Annotated in this window: 13 protein-coding genes; 6 read left to right on the top strand and 7 right to left on the bottom strand. The window is 38.0% G+C overall.

Going from position 1 to position 16502, the window contains the following annotated elements:
• The first annotated feature begins 159 nt into the window (after positions 1-159).
• Genes P767_RS0111640 through cysS form a run of 3 tightly spaced genes read left to right on the top strand, consistent with a single transcriptional unit; the run spans position 160 to position 3752 of the window.
• Positions 160-1104 (top strand): endonuclease/exonuclease/phosphatase family protein, encoded by a 945-nt coding sequence (locus P767_RS0111640; protein ID WP_157611505.1) that lies wholly within the window; start codon positions 160-162, stop codon positions 1102-1104.
• 21 nt (positions 1105-1125) lie between these two features.
• Positions 1126-2229: an endonuclease/exonuclease/phosphatase family protein gene (locus tag P767_RS0111635; protein WP_026764639.1), complete on the top strand. Its 1104-nt coding sequence runs from the start codon at positions 1126-1128 to the stop codon at positions 2227-2229.
• 17 nt (positions 2230-2246) lie between these two features.
• Positions 2247-3752 (top strand): cysteine--tRNA ligase, encoded by a 1506-nt coding sequence (cysS, locus tag P767_RS0111630; protein WP_026764638.1) that lies wholly within the window; start codon positions 2247-2249, stop codon positions 3750-3752.
• Position 3753: 1 nt separating this feature from the next.
• Here cysS and P767_RS0111625 read toward each other — a convergent pair whose 3' ends face one another.
• Positions 3754-5943, bottom strand: a complete 2190-nt coding sequence (locus tag P767_RS0111625; protein WP_026764637.1) for a penicillin acylase family protein — start codon at positions 5941-5943, stop codon at positions 3754-3756.
• A gap of 75 nt (positions 5944-6018) precedes the next feature.
• Entirely contained in the window at positions 6019-6927 is a 909-nt protein-coding gene (locus tag P767_RS0111620) for a sugar phosphate isomerase/epimerase family protein (RefSeq protein WP_026764636.1), read from the bottom strand.
• Between the two features lie 42 nt (positions 6928-6969).
• Here P767_RS0111620 and P767_RS0111615 point away from each other — a divergent pair, with 42 nt between their 5' ends.
• Complete coding sequence (locus tag P767_RS0111615; protein ID WP_026764635.1) at positions 6970-7446, top strand: hypothetical protein; 477 nt, start codon at positions 6970-6972, stop codon at positions 7444-7446.
• Positions 7447-7463: 17 nt separating this feature from the next.
• Here P767_RS0111615 and P767_RS0111610 read toward each other — a convergent pair whose 3' ends face one another.
• Positions 7464-8501: a nucleoid-associated protein gene (locus tag P767_RS0111610; protein WP_026764634.1), complete on the bottom strand. Its 1038-nt coding sequence runs from the start codon at positions 8499-8501 to the stop codon at positions 7464-7466.
• Positions 8502-8604: 103 nt separating this feature from the next.
• Between P767_RS0111610 and P767_RS17730 the strand changes: the two genes are divergently transcribed.
• Entirely contained in the window at positions 8605-8946 is a 342-nt protein-coding gene (locus tag P767_RS17730; RefSeq protein WP_051417329.1) for a hypothetical protein, read from the top strand.
• 1 nt (position 8947) lies between these two features.
• Here P767_RS17730 and P767_RS0111600 read toward each other — a convergent pair whose 3' ends face one another.
• From P767_RS0111600 to P767_RS0111585, 4 genes are all read right to left on the bottom strand, one after another.
• Entirely contained in the window at positions 8948-9520 is a 573-nt protein-coding gene (locus P767_RS0111600) for a hypothetical protein (protein ID WP_026764633.1), read from the bottom strand.
• A gap of 11 nt (positions 9521-9531) precedes the next feature.
• Positions 9532-11961, bottom strand: a complete 2430-nt coding sequence (locus P767_RS0111595; RefSeq protein WP_026764632.1) for an outer membrane beta-barrel family protein — start codon at positions 11959-11961, stop codon at positions 9532-9534.
• 148 nt (positions 11962-12109) lie between these two features.
• Entirely contained in the window at positions 12110-12712 is a 603-nt protein-coding gene (locus P767_RS16925; RefSeq protein ID WP_051417328.1) for a DinB family protein, read from the bottom strand.
• Between the two features lie 81 nt (positions 12713-12793).
• On the bottom strand, positions 12794-13282 hold the full coding sequence (locus P767_RS0111585; protein WP_026764631.1) for a GIN domain-containing protein: 489 nt from the start codon (positions 13280-13282) through the stop codon (positions 12794-12796).
• A gap of 178 nt (positions 13283-13460) precedes the next feature.
• On the opposite strand from P767_RS0111585, the gene P767_RS0111580 reads away from it, so the two are divergent.
• Complete coding sequence (locus P767_RS0111580) at positions 13461-16502, top strand: ligand-binding sensor domain-containing protein (protein WP_026764630.1); 3042 nt, start codon at positions 13461-13463, stop codon at positions 16500-16502.

Below are 16502 nucleotides of genomic sequence, written 5' to 3'. Positions count from 1 at the left end.
AGTACACAGAACAAGTAAAAAAATTTTCAATATTAGTGGTATTCTGATTTTACCCCTGTTTATTGTTAGTTGTTTCAGCGGATTTTTACACCCGGAAATTTACAGGGGAATTACATTTCTGGCTATTGGATTTCCCTTTCTGTTTATTATAGCGCTGATATGGTGCCTGCTGGCCATTGGTTTTTTTACCGTGGAAAATGGTGGATACTATTATTATTGTTGCCCGGGTCTATTAATCTTAGTTACACTTACCCTTTAAGAATTAACGCAGTTTTTGACTCATCAAAAAATAAAAACTCACTCAGAGTACTGTCCTGGAATGTAAACGAATTTCTTTTCAGTAAACCAGGGAGCAACGCCTGGGTACACGAACAGGAGTTAATGCTCAACTTTATTAAAAAATCGGACGCAGATGTGCTCTGCTTCCAGGATTATATTATTTCTCCCGGTTACGCAGAAAGAGATGTTACCCGATTCATCAGCGACTCACTGGGTTACAGGCATTTTATTTTTACAATGGATGGAATTGATTATGGAACAATAATATTTTCAAAGCATCCAATCATCAATAGTGGGAGTAAAAAGTATCCTTTAAAAATTCACCCCGAGAGTCTTGCATTTGCCGATATCCGTTTTCAGGAGCAAACCATCCGGATTTTTACCTCACATTTCAGGTCGATGTTCCTGCATTATAATAAATTGAGCCCTTCCATACTGGGCAATTTAAAATATGTAAAAGAAGATACTGCCATACTATTTAATACCAATATACCTGAAAGGTTGGAATATTTTGATCGAGTTCATGCTAAACAGGCAGCAATGGTAAAACAGATGTTTAAAGAAACCCGGCTTCCCTATATATTTTGTGCCGACCTGAATGCAGTACCATCCAGTTATGTTTATCAGCAACTAAGGAAAGAAACCAAGGATGCGTTTTTAGAAGCAGGGGCAGGGTTAAAAGGAACTTACAGAAGTGCAAAATCATTACTGAGAATAGATGTTATTCTAACATCAAAAAACCTCAGAACAGATCAGTTTTTCAGTCCATCCCTTGAGCTTTCCGATCATTATCCGCTGGTAGCAGATATTAGTCTGAACAATTAAATGTTTTTGTAATTTTATTCTATGGCTAAGGGTTGGTTTAGAAGAACAACAAAAAAAATATTTATTATCGGCAATGCCATAGTTGTATTACTCTTCTTAATTGCCTCCCTCTCACCATATATAAATCCCAATGATTTCTGGCTTCACGGTGTATTGGCATTGTGTACTCCCTATTTAATTCTATTATTAATATTATCTGCACTGTTTTGGTTAATTACCCGACCCATCTGGTCCTTACTACCTATTATTGCACTTCTGATTGGCTGGCAACAAATTGCAGTGGTTTTTGCCTGGACTGGTAATGCCATTTTTACCAAAAGAAAAGTAGAAAATCATTTTAGAATTGTTAACTGGAACATCCAGAGTTTTAATGGTCTGTCTAAAAATGTGCTCGCAAAAAAAATGGTCCGGGAAGAAGTGGCTGCCAGTATTCTGAAGACTTATCCTGACATTATATGCCTGCAGGAATTCAATACCGCCACAACCGAAAACAATATTCAGCTTTTCAGCAGAACCCACCCTTACTATTATTTCTCAAAAGACTATGAAAGAAACAATGGGGAATACCTGTCCGGCTGTATTATTTTTTCCAAGTACCCCATGATAGATACTGGCAGAATAGCCTTTCCGTCAGAAGAAAGTCTTATATACGCAGATTTATTAAAGGGTAGTGATACCATAAGAATATTCAATACCCATTTACAATCTTTTAAGTTTAAAAAGAACGATTACGCTGATATAGAAAAAATAAAAGAGCCGGATGAGTCTTCTTTCAGTGCCACTTTACGTTTAATGCGAAAAATGAAAGCTGCCTATAAAAAAAGAGGAGAGCAAACCACATTGGTCAATATTGCAATGGAAAGAAGCCCCTATCCGAGTATTATTACCGGAGATTTTAATGATGTACCTAACTCTTATACCTACTTTTCTATCAGAGGCAACAAAAAAGATGCTTTTTTAGAAAGAAGTTTTGGACTGGGAAGAAGCTTTATTTCTATAGCACCCACTTTACGCATCGACTACATTTTACCCGACCAGCAATTTGAGGTGAAGCAATTTGATATGGTAGACGAAGCACTTAGCGATCATATCATGCTGGTGGCTGATATTCGTTTAAGAAAATAAAATAACTTTGCGGCATCATGTCGCTAAAATTATACAACTCACTTACCCGCAAAAAAGAAAGTTTCCAGCCCATCAACCCGCCCTATGTGGGGATGTATGTTTGTGGACCAACCGTAAGTGGAGAAAGCCATTTAGGTCATGCAAGACCCTTTATTACCTTTGATGTACTTTACAGATACCTGTTATTTCTGGGTTATAAAGTAAGATATGTAAGGAATATTACGGATGCCGGACATTTTGAGGAAGAGGGAAGAGCAGCCGAAGATAAAATCAGCAGCAAAGCCGTATTAGAAAAACTGGAGCCGATGGAACTGGTGCAGAAATACACCAACATGTACCATTGGGCTATGAATCAGTTCAATAACCTGCCTCCCAGCATTGAGCCAACCGCAACTGGACATATTGTAGAGCAAATTGAAATGATTAAAAAAATCATTGAAGACGGTTATGCCTATGTGGCCAATGGTTCCGTTTATTTTGACGTAGAAAAATACAATTCCGACTTTTCTGCTAAAGGTCAGCCTTATGGAATTTTAAGTGGCAGGGTGCTAGATGAGCAAATCGAAAGCACCAGAGAGCTGGACAACCAGGATGAAAAAAGAAATAAATCTGATTTTGCTCTATGGAAAAATGCTCCGCCTGAGCATATCATGCGTTGGCAAAGCCCATGGGGAGAAGGATTCCCCGGCTGGCATATTGAATGTTCTGCCATGAGCACCAAATATCTCGGAAAGGAATTTGATATACACGGCGGAGGTATGGACCTTCAGTTTCCGCATCATGAATGTGAAATTGCACAAAGTACGGTTTGCAATCACCAGATGCCTGCCAGATACTGGATGCACAACAATATGATTACCATTAATGGAAAGAAAATGGGTAAGAGTTACAACAATGTAATCAAGCTCAGCGAACTTTTTAGTGGTACGCATCCCATTCTGGAACAGGCATATGCGCCTTCAACCGTTCGCTTTTTCATTCTTCAGTCCCAATACAGAAGTACACTCGATTTTAGCAATGAGGCATTACAGGCCAGTGAAAAAGCACTCAGAAGACTGATGGATGCTTACGAATGGTTAACGGGTTTTAATGGCAATACAAGCGAAAATGCAGCAGACAAAGCGCTTGATGAGAAAGTGATTAAACTGGTAAATGAATTCAACGAATTCATGAACGACGATATCAATACAGCCAAAGTGATTGCCAATATGTTTGAACTGGTGCCTGTGATTAATTCCATTAAGGACAAGCATATTGCAGAAAATGCTTTAAGTGTTAGCACCATTCATTTATTAAAGAAACAAATGCAGGCATTTATCATTGATATTTTTGGATTGCAAACCAGCAAAGCCGATAACAATGATAAGCTGGATGGTGTGCTGCAATTATTAATCAACATCCGCAAAGAAGCCAAACAAAGAAAAGACTTTGTTACTTCTGATAAAATCAGAAATGAGCTGGCACAACTTGGTGTTCAAATAAAAGATGAAAAAGACGGCGGTATGAGTTATACCATCCAGTAGGTTATTCCCCTGGATGGTATTCCTTTTCTTTATTTTTCATTACGTCTTCCTTATAAAAGAATACGTCTTTAAACTTTCCGTAAACAAATCCCTCTGCCTGATCCTTAAAATGAGGTGATAAAGGATTATTACTATGCCCGCCTGTTACAATGGTTTTTGCTTTCACTTTCTCTCCAAACTCAACAGCAGCAATAAAACTGTTTCCGGAAAATCCGTACCGTCCTTTGGAACTGTACATAGACCTGCTTTCAAAGGCAGGTAAAGATCCCCAACGGGAAGAGCTTAAAGGAACCGACAAGCTGGGTTTATTATCATCATACACTTCGGAGAACTTACCTGTAAGTCTTTGGTAACGGTTAATGGCCCCCCATCGAACCTGCCAGCGTCCATATTTACCGGTTAACTCATTCATCACATCCCTGAGTTGTTCCATCATTATTTTCCCGTTTATACCATTGGCAATGGCATTGAATCTGCCAACCCATTCTGTACTCTCTTCCTGTGTTTTTGCCCTTGGCCATAAAGCATTTATTTTGGTAGCCCAGTCAATTGCAATAGTGGTAGCAACTGAACTGGTATCTGTTTCCTTGTTCCATGCTTTTAAAAGATCAATTACCGGTTTAACAGTCATTTTTAAAGAATCGGAATTCGGAGTTGCATCAAAAGCCCTAAATAAAGGAGGCAGCAGAATGTCAAAAGCTGCCAGATAGCGATTGTATCCTATTTCAATTAAGCCATCCAGTGTAATACTGTCTTTATTACTCAACAATCGCATGGCGTTCAGACCACGGGCATTCTGTCCATCCGGTGCCATATAATAAGGATAGTTGTTCTTATTAGGGCTACTTTCACCGGCAAGGGTAAATGGTGTTGCATTGCAATTTTGCATCCATCCACTTGAAGGATTAATCAGATGAACAGTTTCTTCCAGCGGATGTACTCCCTGCCACTCTGTGGCGGAGGTAGAACCATCTACAGGTAAAGTATAATCGTATCCGGGATTTCTTTTGGGTACAAAATTTCCATGCCAGTAAGCAATATTGCCTTTGTTATCTGCATAAACGGTATTGTTGGTGGTATTAGATAAACCACGCATTGCTTCTGTATATTCTTCCAGGTTTTCTGCCTTGGTTGTTTTCCAGCTTTGAATCAATGCTTTTAAAGAACGGTTATACTCTTTTAAGGCCAGCCATTTATCTTTACGTTTTGCAACTATGGGTCCGTGATGTGTAAAATAGGCAGTAAAAGTTTTTGCAAGTCTTTCTCCGTTAACAGTATAATAAATAGTGATAGGTTTAGACTTTACCGGCAATAACTTTTTGTCGAACTCATACATCCAGCCTTTAGGGGTCTTGCTTATTTTTTCTTCGTACAAATCAGCCACATCCGTATATCCCGAAGTATGCATCCAGCCCAGGTTTTCATTGAAGCCCTGGTAAATAAAGAACTGTCCCCAGGTAGCAGCACCATACGCATTTAATCCTTCTTCACTAACCATCTGCGCTTCTGATCTGAAATAAAAGGGAACATGCGGATTAATATACAACATGGCATTCCCGGTTGCAGAACGCTTTGGGGCAATGGCAAATCCGTTGGATCCTCTTTCTTCTATTTCTTTAATATTATTAAAAGCAAGTGCACTTGTTTCCGGACCATTTTCATAAAATTGTTTTATTTCATCAATGGAAGCACCGCCGGTACTGGTAGCAGAAACACTGCCATCAGTGTACATCAGATGGAACCAGGGTTCAAATTTTTGCAATACCACTGGTCTAACTTCCGGGTGTTTGTATAAAAAATAATTAATGGCATCTGCATGGGCATTCAATAATTTTTTTAACCAGAGCGGACTTTGGAGATAATCCTTTTTTGCATCATTGCTGTCTGCAATTAAACGCATCAGCAGGTCGTTATAAATTACTTTCTCTCCTTCCATTTCGGCTCTTCTGCCCAGCATTTCAAGATAATTTCGTTCAATGCGCTCAAAATTTTCCTCGCACTGCGTATACATTAATCCAAAAACAGCATCTGCATCGGTTTTTCCATACACATGCGGAACACCATATTTATCACGAACAATGGATACCTGTTTAGCCTGAGCTTCCCACTTTTTTATGTCAGCTGCTGCAGGCCATTGTGCGCTGGCGGCAAATCCGGTTAACAAACTCAGAAACAATGCAATCTTTTTCATACACTAAAATACATTTATCAATAAGCAAGGCTTATTATAGAAAACACTTTCATTAACTATCTTATACAGATTAGCTTATTTATAGCCCCATTGCTTCATCACCTTAAAATCTTCTCTGATGCAATCTATCGGAGGCACACCCTGATAAGCTTCCTGCTCTACAATAAAGTGAATGGTTCCTCCATTCTTTAACCCCTCGTCTATAATTTCTTTTACTTTCTGAACACCCTTACCCAGAATGGTACTTTCATATCCATTTCCATTCACTCTTTTTATTTCATCCTTTACATGCATAGAAACAAATCGTCCGGGATATTTCTTCACAATGGCAAGCGCATCAGCCCCAGTTCCATATAAGTTGCCCATGTCGAACTGCTGTGTAACCATGGAAGGATCCGTGTTATTCAACATTACTTCGTACATGGTTTCCTCTCCCATCATTTGTGTAAACTCAAAATCATGATTGTGATAGCCGAATCGCATTCCTGATTTTTTACAAAGCTCTCCACACTTATTAAATACTTCCATAAAGCGCAGTAGATCTTCTTTTGATTTTCGTAGCCCTGATTCCAGTGAGGGACTAATCACCAATTCCTGGCCCACAACAGCTGCATCTTCAATGGTGTACTTCCAGCTATCGGTAAAGTCTTTTTTAGAAGCATCCCAATGACTTGCTCCCATAACAGTATGACCAGAAGGCATTTTCATGCCTAAATCATTCAATACTTTTTTAAATTCCGATGCGCTGTAGCCATAGAATTTTCTGTTTACATAATTGGCATGCTCCACATTTTTATATCCCATTTCAGCAACCGCCTTTAAAGTACCCAGCGGATCCTTACGCATATCTTCTCTTACCGAATACAATTGTACTCCTGTAATAAACTTCTTTTTAGCAGCGGCAGAAGCCCAGGCGGGCAGTGTAATTGTAGCCAAAGCAGCTAAAGATCCCTGTTGTAAAAATTTACGGCGGTTCACTGGCATAATCATCGTTTTTTTGTGATAACCAAAGTACGCAAATTTTGTATGAAAGCAGCAACTGTACATGAAATCAAACAGGCTTTAATGGGGAATACAGCAAAGGAATTGGCAGAACTCTGTTTACGCCTTGCAAAATTTAAAAAAGAAAATAAAGAGTTGCTTACTTATTTACTTTTTGAAGCCAATGATGAAGAACTGTATATCAGGGAAGTTCAGCAGGAAATCAGTTCGGAAATGGATCAGATTGATCCGGGTCAGAATTTATACTTTGCTAAAAAATCAATCAGGAAGGTTCTGAGAATGGCCAATAAATATATTCGCTACACAGGGTCAAAACAGGCCGAAGTGGCTATTCTGCTTCATTTCTGCCAGTCTTTAAAACAGTCGGGCATACCTTTTATGAAGAGTACTGCCTTGAATAATCTTTACCAACAGCAACATAAAAAGATAAATAAAGCATTGAGCACCCTTCATGAAGACCTTCAATACGATTATCACAGAATGATAGAAGATGTTTTCTGATTGAATGAATTGGCCATTTATTGCTCCTGATCAAAGTATAATTTGTAGTAATGCTTGCCGGTTACTTCGTCGTAGCCCTTTTCTATCAGGTCTCTTCTGCCATGTACATACACATGAAAATTTTTATCGAGCTTTAAAATACTTTTGAAATGACGTTGCTGTTTCTGAATGGCAGCCGGATTAATAGCAAACTCATCTTCTATATTCACCTGTTTGGCCACTTCATATTGTTGTTTGTATTGCGTAAAACTTTCAATTACTTCAGGGTGATACAGAACTTCTTTGCTAAACTCTTCCATTTGAAACTGGTCATGGGTTTTAAAATAGTCCATACTTCGCTGGAGCATATCAATCTGATCGGTTTTGCTGGTTTCAAAATGCTCATTGAGTTCATTACTGATAAATAGCTTGCACATACCCAGCGCTTCATTAGTGTTATGGTAACTATTTATAATGGGAGACGCCTGCAGGAAAATCGATTTCCAGAACGGCCCATCTGCCTGCTTTGCTGCAGATAACTCATGAATCAATACAATAAAACCCTGATCTGCTTCTTTTTGTAATATCAAAGCACCTTTTTCTGCCTTTTTTAAATCAATTCCCTCTTCAATAGATAATTGAATATTTCCTGACTTGGTTTTAACCTTGAGATATTGGTCTTTTATAGTCGTATGAAAAATGCCAATAGCGCGATATGCGGATCCATCAAAACCAATATTGTCGAAGTCGGCAAAATAGAACTCACCTGATTTTGCATGCACAGATTGAGACTTCAAATGAAAATGTTCTGCCAGGGTTTTACTGGCAGATTCCACCGAAACCTCATTGCTAAATAGCTGATTTATAATGGCATAGACCAGATTGTCCTGGGTTTGGAGTCTGTATTGTTCAGCTTCATTAAAAGGCTTCAGGAAAAAATGGGCAAGGGTTTGCTGCCAGAATTCATCGGGTAAAAGATGGGCTGATTCCGATAGAATCAGCTGGCTACCTTGTGCGGCATTACCCGCCTGATGAACCATTAATTGCCGGATAACTACGCTTGAAATATCATTCATATACCTGCGAATATAAAAGATATGACGACTTTTTAAAACCAAATTCGGAAATGGCGAAGAAATTTCGGACCTTTGTTTTATTCTTAACTTATAACACAGCTACATGTACGCCCAAATCTGGATCAAGTACCTACCCATTATTCGTATTTTACTAAAAAGAACAAAACAAGATAATCAGGTATTAGACTTGAATAGGATTGATTTCGAACGTATGGGTACTGGCAGAAAAGCGGGTTATAAATTCACTATTGAATTTAAAAATGGTAAAGTAGCTAATTTAATCAGCAGTTCTGCACTGGCATCTGATTTGGCTACTGTAATGCTGGAAGACGTCAATACCAAGCAAATACTTGAAGGCGGATTATACACTGTATCTCTTAATACAAAGTTTCAATTGCTAATAAAAGCTGTGGCTGCAGCAGAAGCTACAACCACAGAGGCCTAATTTACTGCGTTGAAAAAACGGCCATCGGTACAATATTCTCAACGGGTTTGGTGCTTTGCAGGTAATCATAAATAGCTTCCAGGTCTTCCGGATGCATTTTGGTAAAATTCTGCCATGGCATAGGTGGAAGTAAGGGCCTGTTTTCTTTTAATCCCTTCCATTTGCCTTCTGTCATTGCGGTTTTAAATTGCTCCAAAGTCCAGTTCCCGATTCCCGTTTCGTCCGCCGTTATATTGGCAGCATAAGAAATGCCCAGAGGGCTTACCATGGCTGTTCCTTCTGCGTAAAACAGGGTCCATCCATTTTTTAGTACTGAAGTATCAATGGGTGGCAAGGGATCTTTCGACCTGAAGCCTGCCAGAAAATAGGCACTGTCTTCCATAGGTCCTTTAGGGGTCATGATTTTGGGTGAGTGACAATCTCCGCACCCTGAAATTTTTACCAGGTATTCCCCTCTGGCAATACTGGCAGCTTTGCGCTCACCCGTTTTTGTTTCTTTTTCTTCATGGCTGGAACAAGAATACACCAGACCAGTTGCTGCAGCTATAACAGCAAGCAAGATAATTTTTTTCATTGTAAAATATTTTAGTTGCCCACTCTGTTTTGTTCTTCCTGTGAAGCTCCGCCGGTTCTTTTAACCACATTGGATGCATTCTTGGCGAAACGGAAAGTGAAGGAAAGAGCTACATGTCTTGAATCGGAATACTGCATGAACCTGCTGTCCAGATTCTGAAACTGCTGATTAATTCTAACTTTCTGACTAAAGAAAATATCTCTGGCCGACAATCGAATGGTTCCTTTGTTATTAAAGACCTGCTTGCTGATTCCAAATCCCATTTGCCATATAGGTTCAATGAATGCCTGTGCAAGCAGGAGATTTCTGTGGTTATAAAACCCGCTCAACTCAGCCGACCAACCTTTTTTAAACTTGAATTGATTGTTCATGTTCAAAGAGAAGGAAGTGTATTGCTCATCCAGGGGTTCATTGTTAAATAGCCCCTTGTATTTGTTTTGATAAACATTCGCAAAAAAGCCGGTTGTAATTACGCTATTGATAGATTTATTATATCCCAGGCTCAGGTTAATATTGTCTCTTGATGCAATATTTTCACGGGTTTGGTAGGTAACTTTTTCTACGTCATTGGCCCGAATTACATCTGTAATGATATCTGTAGTTCTTGAATATCCAAGTTTAGCGGTGATCATTCCATTTTTGTAACTATATCCCAATTCTGCATTATTCGTAAACTGAGGACGTAGATTGGGATTGCCCTGATTATAAGTAAACGGATTCAGCAATAATTGAAATGGATTCAGATCTCTGTAATTCGGACGGTCAATTCTCCTTCCAAAATTGATTGTAAAAGTGCTCAGCTCGGTTGCCTTATAGCTAACAAAAGCTGTTGGAAATAATTGAAGCAGATTTCTATTGAACTGTTGTTGTGTGGTAACCTGATTGCCTTTCATTATGGTATTTTCAAGCCGCAATCCCAACTGTAGGCCCCATTTTTTCCATTGCTTACTGCCATTTACATATGCAGCATAAATATTCTCATTATAAACAAACTCATTGCTTCTTGGGTCTACTTCCCAGTTATTATTTTTCAATACTTTAAAAGCAGAATTATTATCTGTTTCCACTAAACTTGCCTTAAGGCCTGCTTCTAATTTACCTTCTTTCTTAAAGGGATGTACATAATCCATTTTTGCAGAATACACATTGATAACAGAAGGGTTAATTCCTTTTAAAATGTATGGGGCTTCAGCAGGATTGTTCATTTGAGGATAATAATAACTACTCATTTCCTGATTAAAATCAGAACTGTTTCTAATATAATCCAGGTCGGCCGTCAATTCTCTACCCGTGGTGTCCAGTTTAGTTTTCCAGTATAAATTACCAATAACATTACTTACACGCATTGCATTCTGTGTGTTTGAATTATACACCCCTTGCAATACGCCACCTGCATTGCTCACTTCCATTCTTGTAGGAAGGGTAAAGAAATTATCATTAAAGTTTCCAGAAAAAGACAGGCCAAGGCTGCTGTTCTTTGATGCCAGATAGTCAAGGCTAAACTTGGTATTAAAAGGCTTTACATGTACCCCCATTGTTGTTGACTGATCTAAAACTGAAACAATGTCTTTTGTATTTACATTGCGAATATTTCTAGACAATTCAATTTTATTAAAAGACATATTGTCAAAAATATTGACACTGCCAAACAGATTCAACTTCCCCTTTCTATAACCCAGACTACCATTTATCGCTAGTCTTCTGTTAACCCCCTGAGAGTAAGTGGCTCCAATGGTGCCATTGGTTCCCATGGGTTTGTTGTTTTTTGTTTTGATATTAATAATCCCGGCATTCCCTGCTGCATCAAATTTAGCAGAAGGCTGGGTAATCAATTCTATCTGATCTAGCTGATTGCTGCTAAGTGATTTTAAATAATTGGCAACATCGGCACTGCTCATATAGGTAGGCTTCCCATCAATCATAATTATCACTCCAGCCTTACCCAGCATGGAAATATTGCCTTCTTTATCCACAACAACCCCAGGTGCTTTTTCCAGAACTTCCAAAGCAGTAGTTCCAATATTGGTTGGTGATGCATCAACATTAATAACCGTTTTATCGGTTTTAACTTCAACCAGCTTTCTTTGCGCAACAACCGTTACCGAGGACATAATATTTTCAGAAGCAGTCAGTTTAATTGAGATTTCGCTGCCAGGTGTTTTCACTTCACTTATATAATCATTATATCCCAAGGCATTTACTTTGATTCGGAATTTTTCTGGCAAATACATAAAACTAAATTTGCCATCATTGTCTGAAATAGTGGTTTTAACAATACTGTTGCCAGTATCTTTTAACAAATACACCACTGCACCGTTAACAGGTTTGTCATTTGCAACAATAGTACCCCCTATTAATGTTTCTTTAGGTGTAGCAGCATTTGCATTTGTAGCTAAAAACAAAAGGGTGAATAAGAAGCTTAGCGTAAAATACTTTGACATATAAATAATTTGAGGATACAAAAATTGATTATAAAAGGAAGGTTTGAAATCACATAAACTGGTGAAAAAAAGAGACGGTTTTAGATAAATAGTTGGAAAAAAGCCAATCTCTGCCGCTTATCTGACCCTATTGCCATTCAATTATTTTTTAAACTACCTTTTCCAACTTTGTTATCACATATTTATGTGATATCCCTTTTTGAATGGATTGAATCTGGCAAAAATGTCTTTCCATATGTGCCAGTAAAAAAGCAATACTGTCTCCGGTATTCAATCTAACGAATGATGAAAGCGAGGTAACTACCCTTCCTTTATTTAAATCAGCAAAGACAGCGTTCTTCAGTAAATAATGCAAATGAGAAAGATGAGAAGAAAACTGACTAATCACCAGATCTGGATTAAGCACAGTTGCAGGAATAGTATTTTTAGATGCCTTCATTTTTGAAGCAACAGTTCCATCAGGGAAAGGCTTCATCATCTTTGTAAAATAAGCGCCCAGCCAACCAGATTTAAAAACAGCATGTTCAACTGACGATATTCGGTGTCGCTGAATGGCTTCATCAATTTTTGGCAAATACCAGCGATTATAAAAATTTAGGTGATCTAGCACCTCAAGCACCGACCATCCACCCCAGGCTGGAATAGCCGATAAATCCTCATAGGAAGCGGAATAAATATTTTCTTTAAAATAAGACTCTATCGTTGCAAACTGAGTACTTAGCAATTCAATAAAATTTTGATTAGTCTTCATATCATTTAAAATTTAAAAATGGCCCGGAAATCCGGGCCCTGCTTAATAATAAACCAACATTTATATAGAGAATAATTATTTCTAATGAATGGTTACCTGACCTTTTTGCTTAATGGTTTTAAACTGAATGCCGTTGTCAGATTTCACCTGGATACTTCCTGTATTCTTAATGTCAATTTTACCTTCCCCCTGCATGGAAACAGTAAGGTGACTTAAGTTCAGGGTGTTTTCTGAAACTACTGTAGCAGACCCATTAATTTCCAAAAACTCCAATTGGTTAACTGGAACACGAACAGTAACAGGGCTCAAATCATCTACTGCAGAGCCGTCAATCACCAATTCATTTTTGCTATACAAAGCATTCACTTTAGATTGACCAACCATTTCCTGAATAGCAACAGTCTTTTCTTCGGCATTCACAAGAATGACTTTTAGGTTACCATAAACCACTAAACGTTTATAAGGAGCTGCTATAGCTTTTCCTGCTTTAAAGTCAGGACGCATACCAGTAGATGCAAAAGCACCGATACTAAGTGCTGAGATTGCAAGGGATAAAATAAACTGTTTCATAAAATGAGAATTTGATTTTTTTGAATAATTTGATAAAGCAAAAATGAAATGTTTCAAGAGGGTATTCAACCGCACATTAATGTGAATTACAGCTATCTGGCTGGCTGGTACTCACATAAACATGTGGTTTTGGGCCACATGCATTCATTTGTGAACCGGCTCTTGTAAATTTGTTCTAATGAAAAAACTAGTTCTGTTCTTTATACTAAACTGTGTTTTAACAGCTGTTCAATCACAACGAGAAGGATATGCTTTTTTAAAAATTAGTAAGGAAGATGGATTAGGTCTTGCTTCTAATGTTACTTATACTATATACCAAGACAAACAGGGATTTATATGGGTGGGTACTGCCAATGGTTTGCAACGATTTGATGGGAATAGATTTATCAGTTATGGAACAAGCAAACCGAACAAGGAAAATTTACCAATTGCCGATTTACACCAGATTCTACCAATAGGCAAACAGACGCTATTGTTGAACTTTGCATCACAGGGCAAAATAGGCCTATTCAATCATGCTTCATTGGTGTACGAAACCGTACCAATTCTATCTAATGAAACTATCCCTGTTAAAAGTAATATGCGCCTACAACAGGATAGCAAACAAAATACCTATTTAACCATACACGGAGTAGGACTATTTAGGTTTGATTCACTTAAAAAAGCATTCTTACCCGAAAAAGAAATCAGACTGCCAAAAGGATTTGTTTCGAATCATCCTTTTGCAGAAAATAAAAAAGAAGAACAGTTATGGTTTACCAGTAGTGACAAAGGATTGGCTGTTTATGATCAGAAAACCAAGCAGACCTATACCAGCGATTACAATCCCAAATCTATCCCACTACTAAACAAGAAGTGGAAGAATCTTACAGAAATTTATATTGATAAACAGAAACGATTCTGGATATTCAGCTGGCCAGACAGACATATCAGAGCAGTTTATAATTATGATGGCAATCAACTGTCTGATACAGCCGGATTAAATAACAATCCTCAATACGAAGAACTACGTTATTTTTTTGAGAGCAGATCCGGTAGTCTCTGGATGTACGGAACCAATGCACTCTATAGTTATAATCAACGATTAAACAAGTTTACTTTTTATAAAAGTGAATTTGGAAGCAGTATTGGCATTCAATACGAACAGATCAATGATATGACAGAAGACAGGGATGGTAATATCTGGATTGCCAGTGACAATGGCATTTTCATGACTAGTGATCAGGGAAGCCAGGGAAATGTAGTCAATTTCATTTTCAGTGAAACCAAAGGTGGTATTGAAATAACCGATATTCTGGAATTGAGTTCTGGTGAATTCTGGCTAAGTACATGGGGATCGGGGATTCTGACCCTGAACAAGAACTTAATGAGCTATAAGAATGCGTTATTAGGTAATATGCCCAATAACTTCACTGCAACTGAACGCATTCAATACCAGCAAGTATGGTCTTTGTACGAAAGAAGAAACGGAGAAGTGTGGCTGGGCTGTCAGGGTGGTAAGTATATGATTTATGATACGGTAAAGCGCAAAATGCAGTACCATACTTTAAAAGAATTAAACGGATCTACTATACGTTTTATAACAGAAGATAAAAAAGGTAATGTCTGGATCAGTAGCCAGAGAGGAGATATTGTACGTTACGATGGAAAGCAGTTTGAAGTTGTACAGCAAATTGGAACCATTGTAAGAAAAATATTTTTTGACAATGAGGGATTATTATGGATTACATCATTAAACCAGGGACTTTATTGTTATTCTGCAGATGGCAAAAATTTAATTCATCATTATACCGTATCCGACAAAAAGAATCCACTTTTCCAGAAAGGCGGGGATGATATTGATCAACTGAACGACAGTACACTAGTATATGCAGCAGGGGCTTTGAATTTCATTCATAAAAAAACCAAAAAAGTAAGTTGGTTAACTACAGAAGATGGATTGCCTGCCAACGCTGTATTAAGAATCCGTAAAGACAGCAGAGGAAATTTATGGATGGTTACCAGAAATGGGCTATGCAGATACAATCCGGTGAACGGTATTATTACTCCCTATGAAAAGAGGGATGGAATAGTCATCAGCAACCTTACTACAGAAGCAGATTTTTTAACGAGCAACCAACATATCATATTTGCCGGCTCTAATGGATTAATCTATTTCTCACCTTCGGCATTCAGCAATAGTAATCTTCCACCGGATGTTGCCATTACCGATTTCCGATTATTCAATCGCTATATTCCAGTAGACTCTTTACAGTTATTACCCAAAGTGGTATTAAAATCAGATCAGAATAGTTTTGCCATCAGTTTCTCTGCACTCAGTTTTTTATTAAGAGATAAACTAACCTATTACTATAAGATGGAGGGGCTGGATAAAGGATGGATTAAAGCTGATCGAAACAATACTGTGAACTACTCTTTTCTTAGGCCTGGTAATTATACTTTCAAAATTTATTGTGAAGACAACGAAGGCAACCGTTCCAAGAACATCAGCACCATGCAGATATTTATCCGACCTCCTTTCTGGAGAACGGGTTGGTTTATCAGCATCCTGCTTACTTTAATTGCACTTGTGGCATACACCATGCACCGACTCAGACTGAACAAACTGATTGAAGTAGAAAATATACGCACCAGGGTAGCCAGAGATTTACACGATGATATGGGTAGCACTTTAAGCACCATCAATATTCTTAGCTCAATGGCTAAGGCAAGAATCAGTGACCCTTCTAAAACAGGAGAATACCTGAATAAAATTTCAGACAACAGTCAGAGAATGATGGAAGCCATGGATGATATAGTATGGAGTATAAAGCCCAGCAACGATAGTATGCAAAAAATTCTGGCCAGAATGCGCGAGTTCGCTATAAATGTTTGTGAGGCAAAAGACATTCAACTTGAGTTTGAGAGTTCAGAGGCTGTGAATGAAGTAAAATTAAATATGGAAGCAAGGAGAGACTTTTTTTTAATATTTAAGGAAGCCATCAACAATTCAGCTAAATATGCAAAGTGCACTAAAATAAAAGTAGAAGCATCTGTGATTGGTAATCGGTTAAGTTTATTGATTCTTGACAATGGCATTGGATTCAATGTGCAGGAAGCCGACAATGGGAATGGCTTGGGCAATATGAGAAAAAGAGCAGATGCATTAAATGGTAAGATGAATATACAATCCCAGATAAATACAGGAACAACCATATACTTGGAAATTCCTGTACAATAA

It is taken from the genome of Sediminibacterium salmoneum NBRC 103935, from assembly GCF_000511175.1.
In the GTDB taxonomy this organism is placed as follows: Bacteria; Bacteroidota; Bacteroidia; order Chitinophagales; family Chitinophagaceae; genus Sediminibacterium; species Sediminibacterium salmoneum.
This window is presented reverse-complemented; position numbering and strand designations above follow the sequence as displayed.

Excerpts from the sequence above, each read along its gene's own strand:
- P767_RS0111640 (WP_157611505.1), top strand. The coding sequence starts at position 160 with ATGGTGCCTGCTGGCCATTGGTTTTTTTACCGTGGAAAATGGTGGATA.
- P767_RS0111635 (WP_026764639.1), top strand. The coding sequence starts at position 1,126 with ATGGCTAAGGGTTGGTTTAGAAGAACAACAAAAAAAATATTTATTATC.
- cysS (WP_026764638.1), top strand. The coding sequence starts at position 2,247 with ATGTCGCTAAAATTATACAACTCACTTACCCGCAAAAAAGAAAGTTTC.
- P767_RS0111625 (WP_026764637.1), bottom strand. The coding sequence starts at position 5,943 with ATGAAAAAGATTGCATTGTTTCTGAGTTTGTTAACCGGATTTGCCGCC.
- P767_RS0111620 (WP_026764636.1), bottom strand. The coding sequence starts at position 6,927 with ATGCCAGTGAACCGCCGTAAATTTTTACAACAGGGATCTTTAGCTGCT.
- P767_RS0111615 (WP_026764635.1), top strand. The coding sequence starts at position 6,970 with ATGAAAGCAGCAACTGTACATGAAATCAAACAGGCTTTAATGGGGAAT.
- P767_RS0111610 (WP_026764634.1), bottom strand. The coding sequence starts at position 8,501 with ATGAATGATATTTCAAGCGTAGTTATCCGGCAATTAATGGTTCATCAG.
- P767_RS17730 (WP_051417329.1), top strand. The coding sequence starts at position 8,605 with ATGTACGCCCAAATCTGGATCAAGTACCTACCCATTATTCGTATTTTA.
- P767_RS0111600 (WP_026764633.1), bottom strand. The coding sequence starts at position 9,520 with ATGAAAAAAATTATCTTGCTTGCTGTTATAGCTGCAGCAACTGGTCTG.
- P767_RS0111595 (WP_026764632.1), bottom strand. The coding sequence starts at position 11,961 with ATGTCAAAGTATTTTACGCTAAGCTTCTTATTCACCCTTTTGTTTTTA.
- P767_RS16925 (WP_051417328.1), bottom strand. The coding sequence starts at position 12,712 with ATGAAGACTAATCAAAATTTTATTGAATTGCTAAGTACTCAGTTTGCA.
- P767_RS0111585 (WP_026764631.1), bottom strand. The coding sequence starts at position 13,282 with ATGAAACAGTTTATTTTATCCCTTGCAATCTCAGCACTTAGTATCGGT.
- P767_RS0111580 (WP_026764630.1), top strand. The coding sequence starts at position 13,461 with ATGAAAAAACTAGTTCTGTTCTTTATACTAAACTGTGTTTTAACAGCT.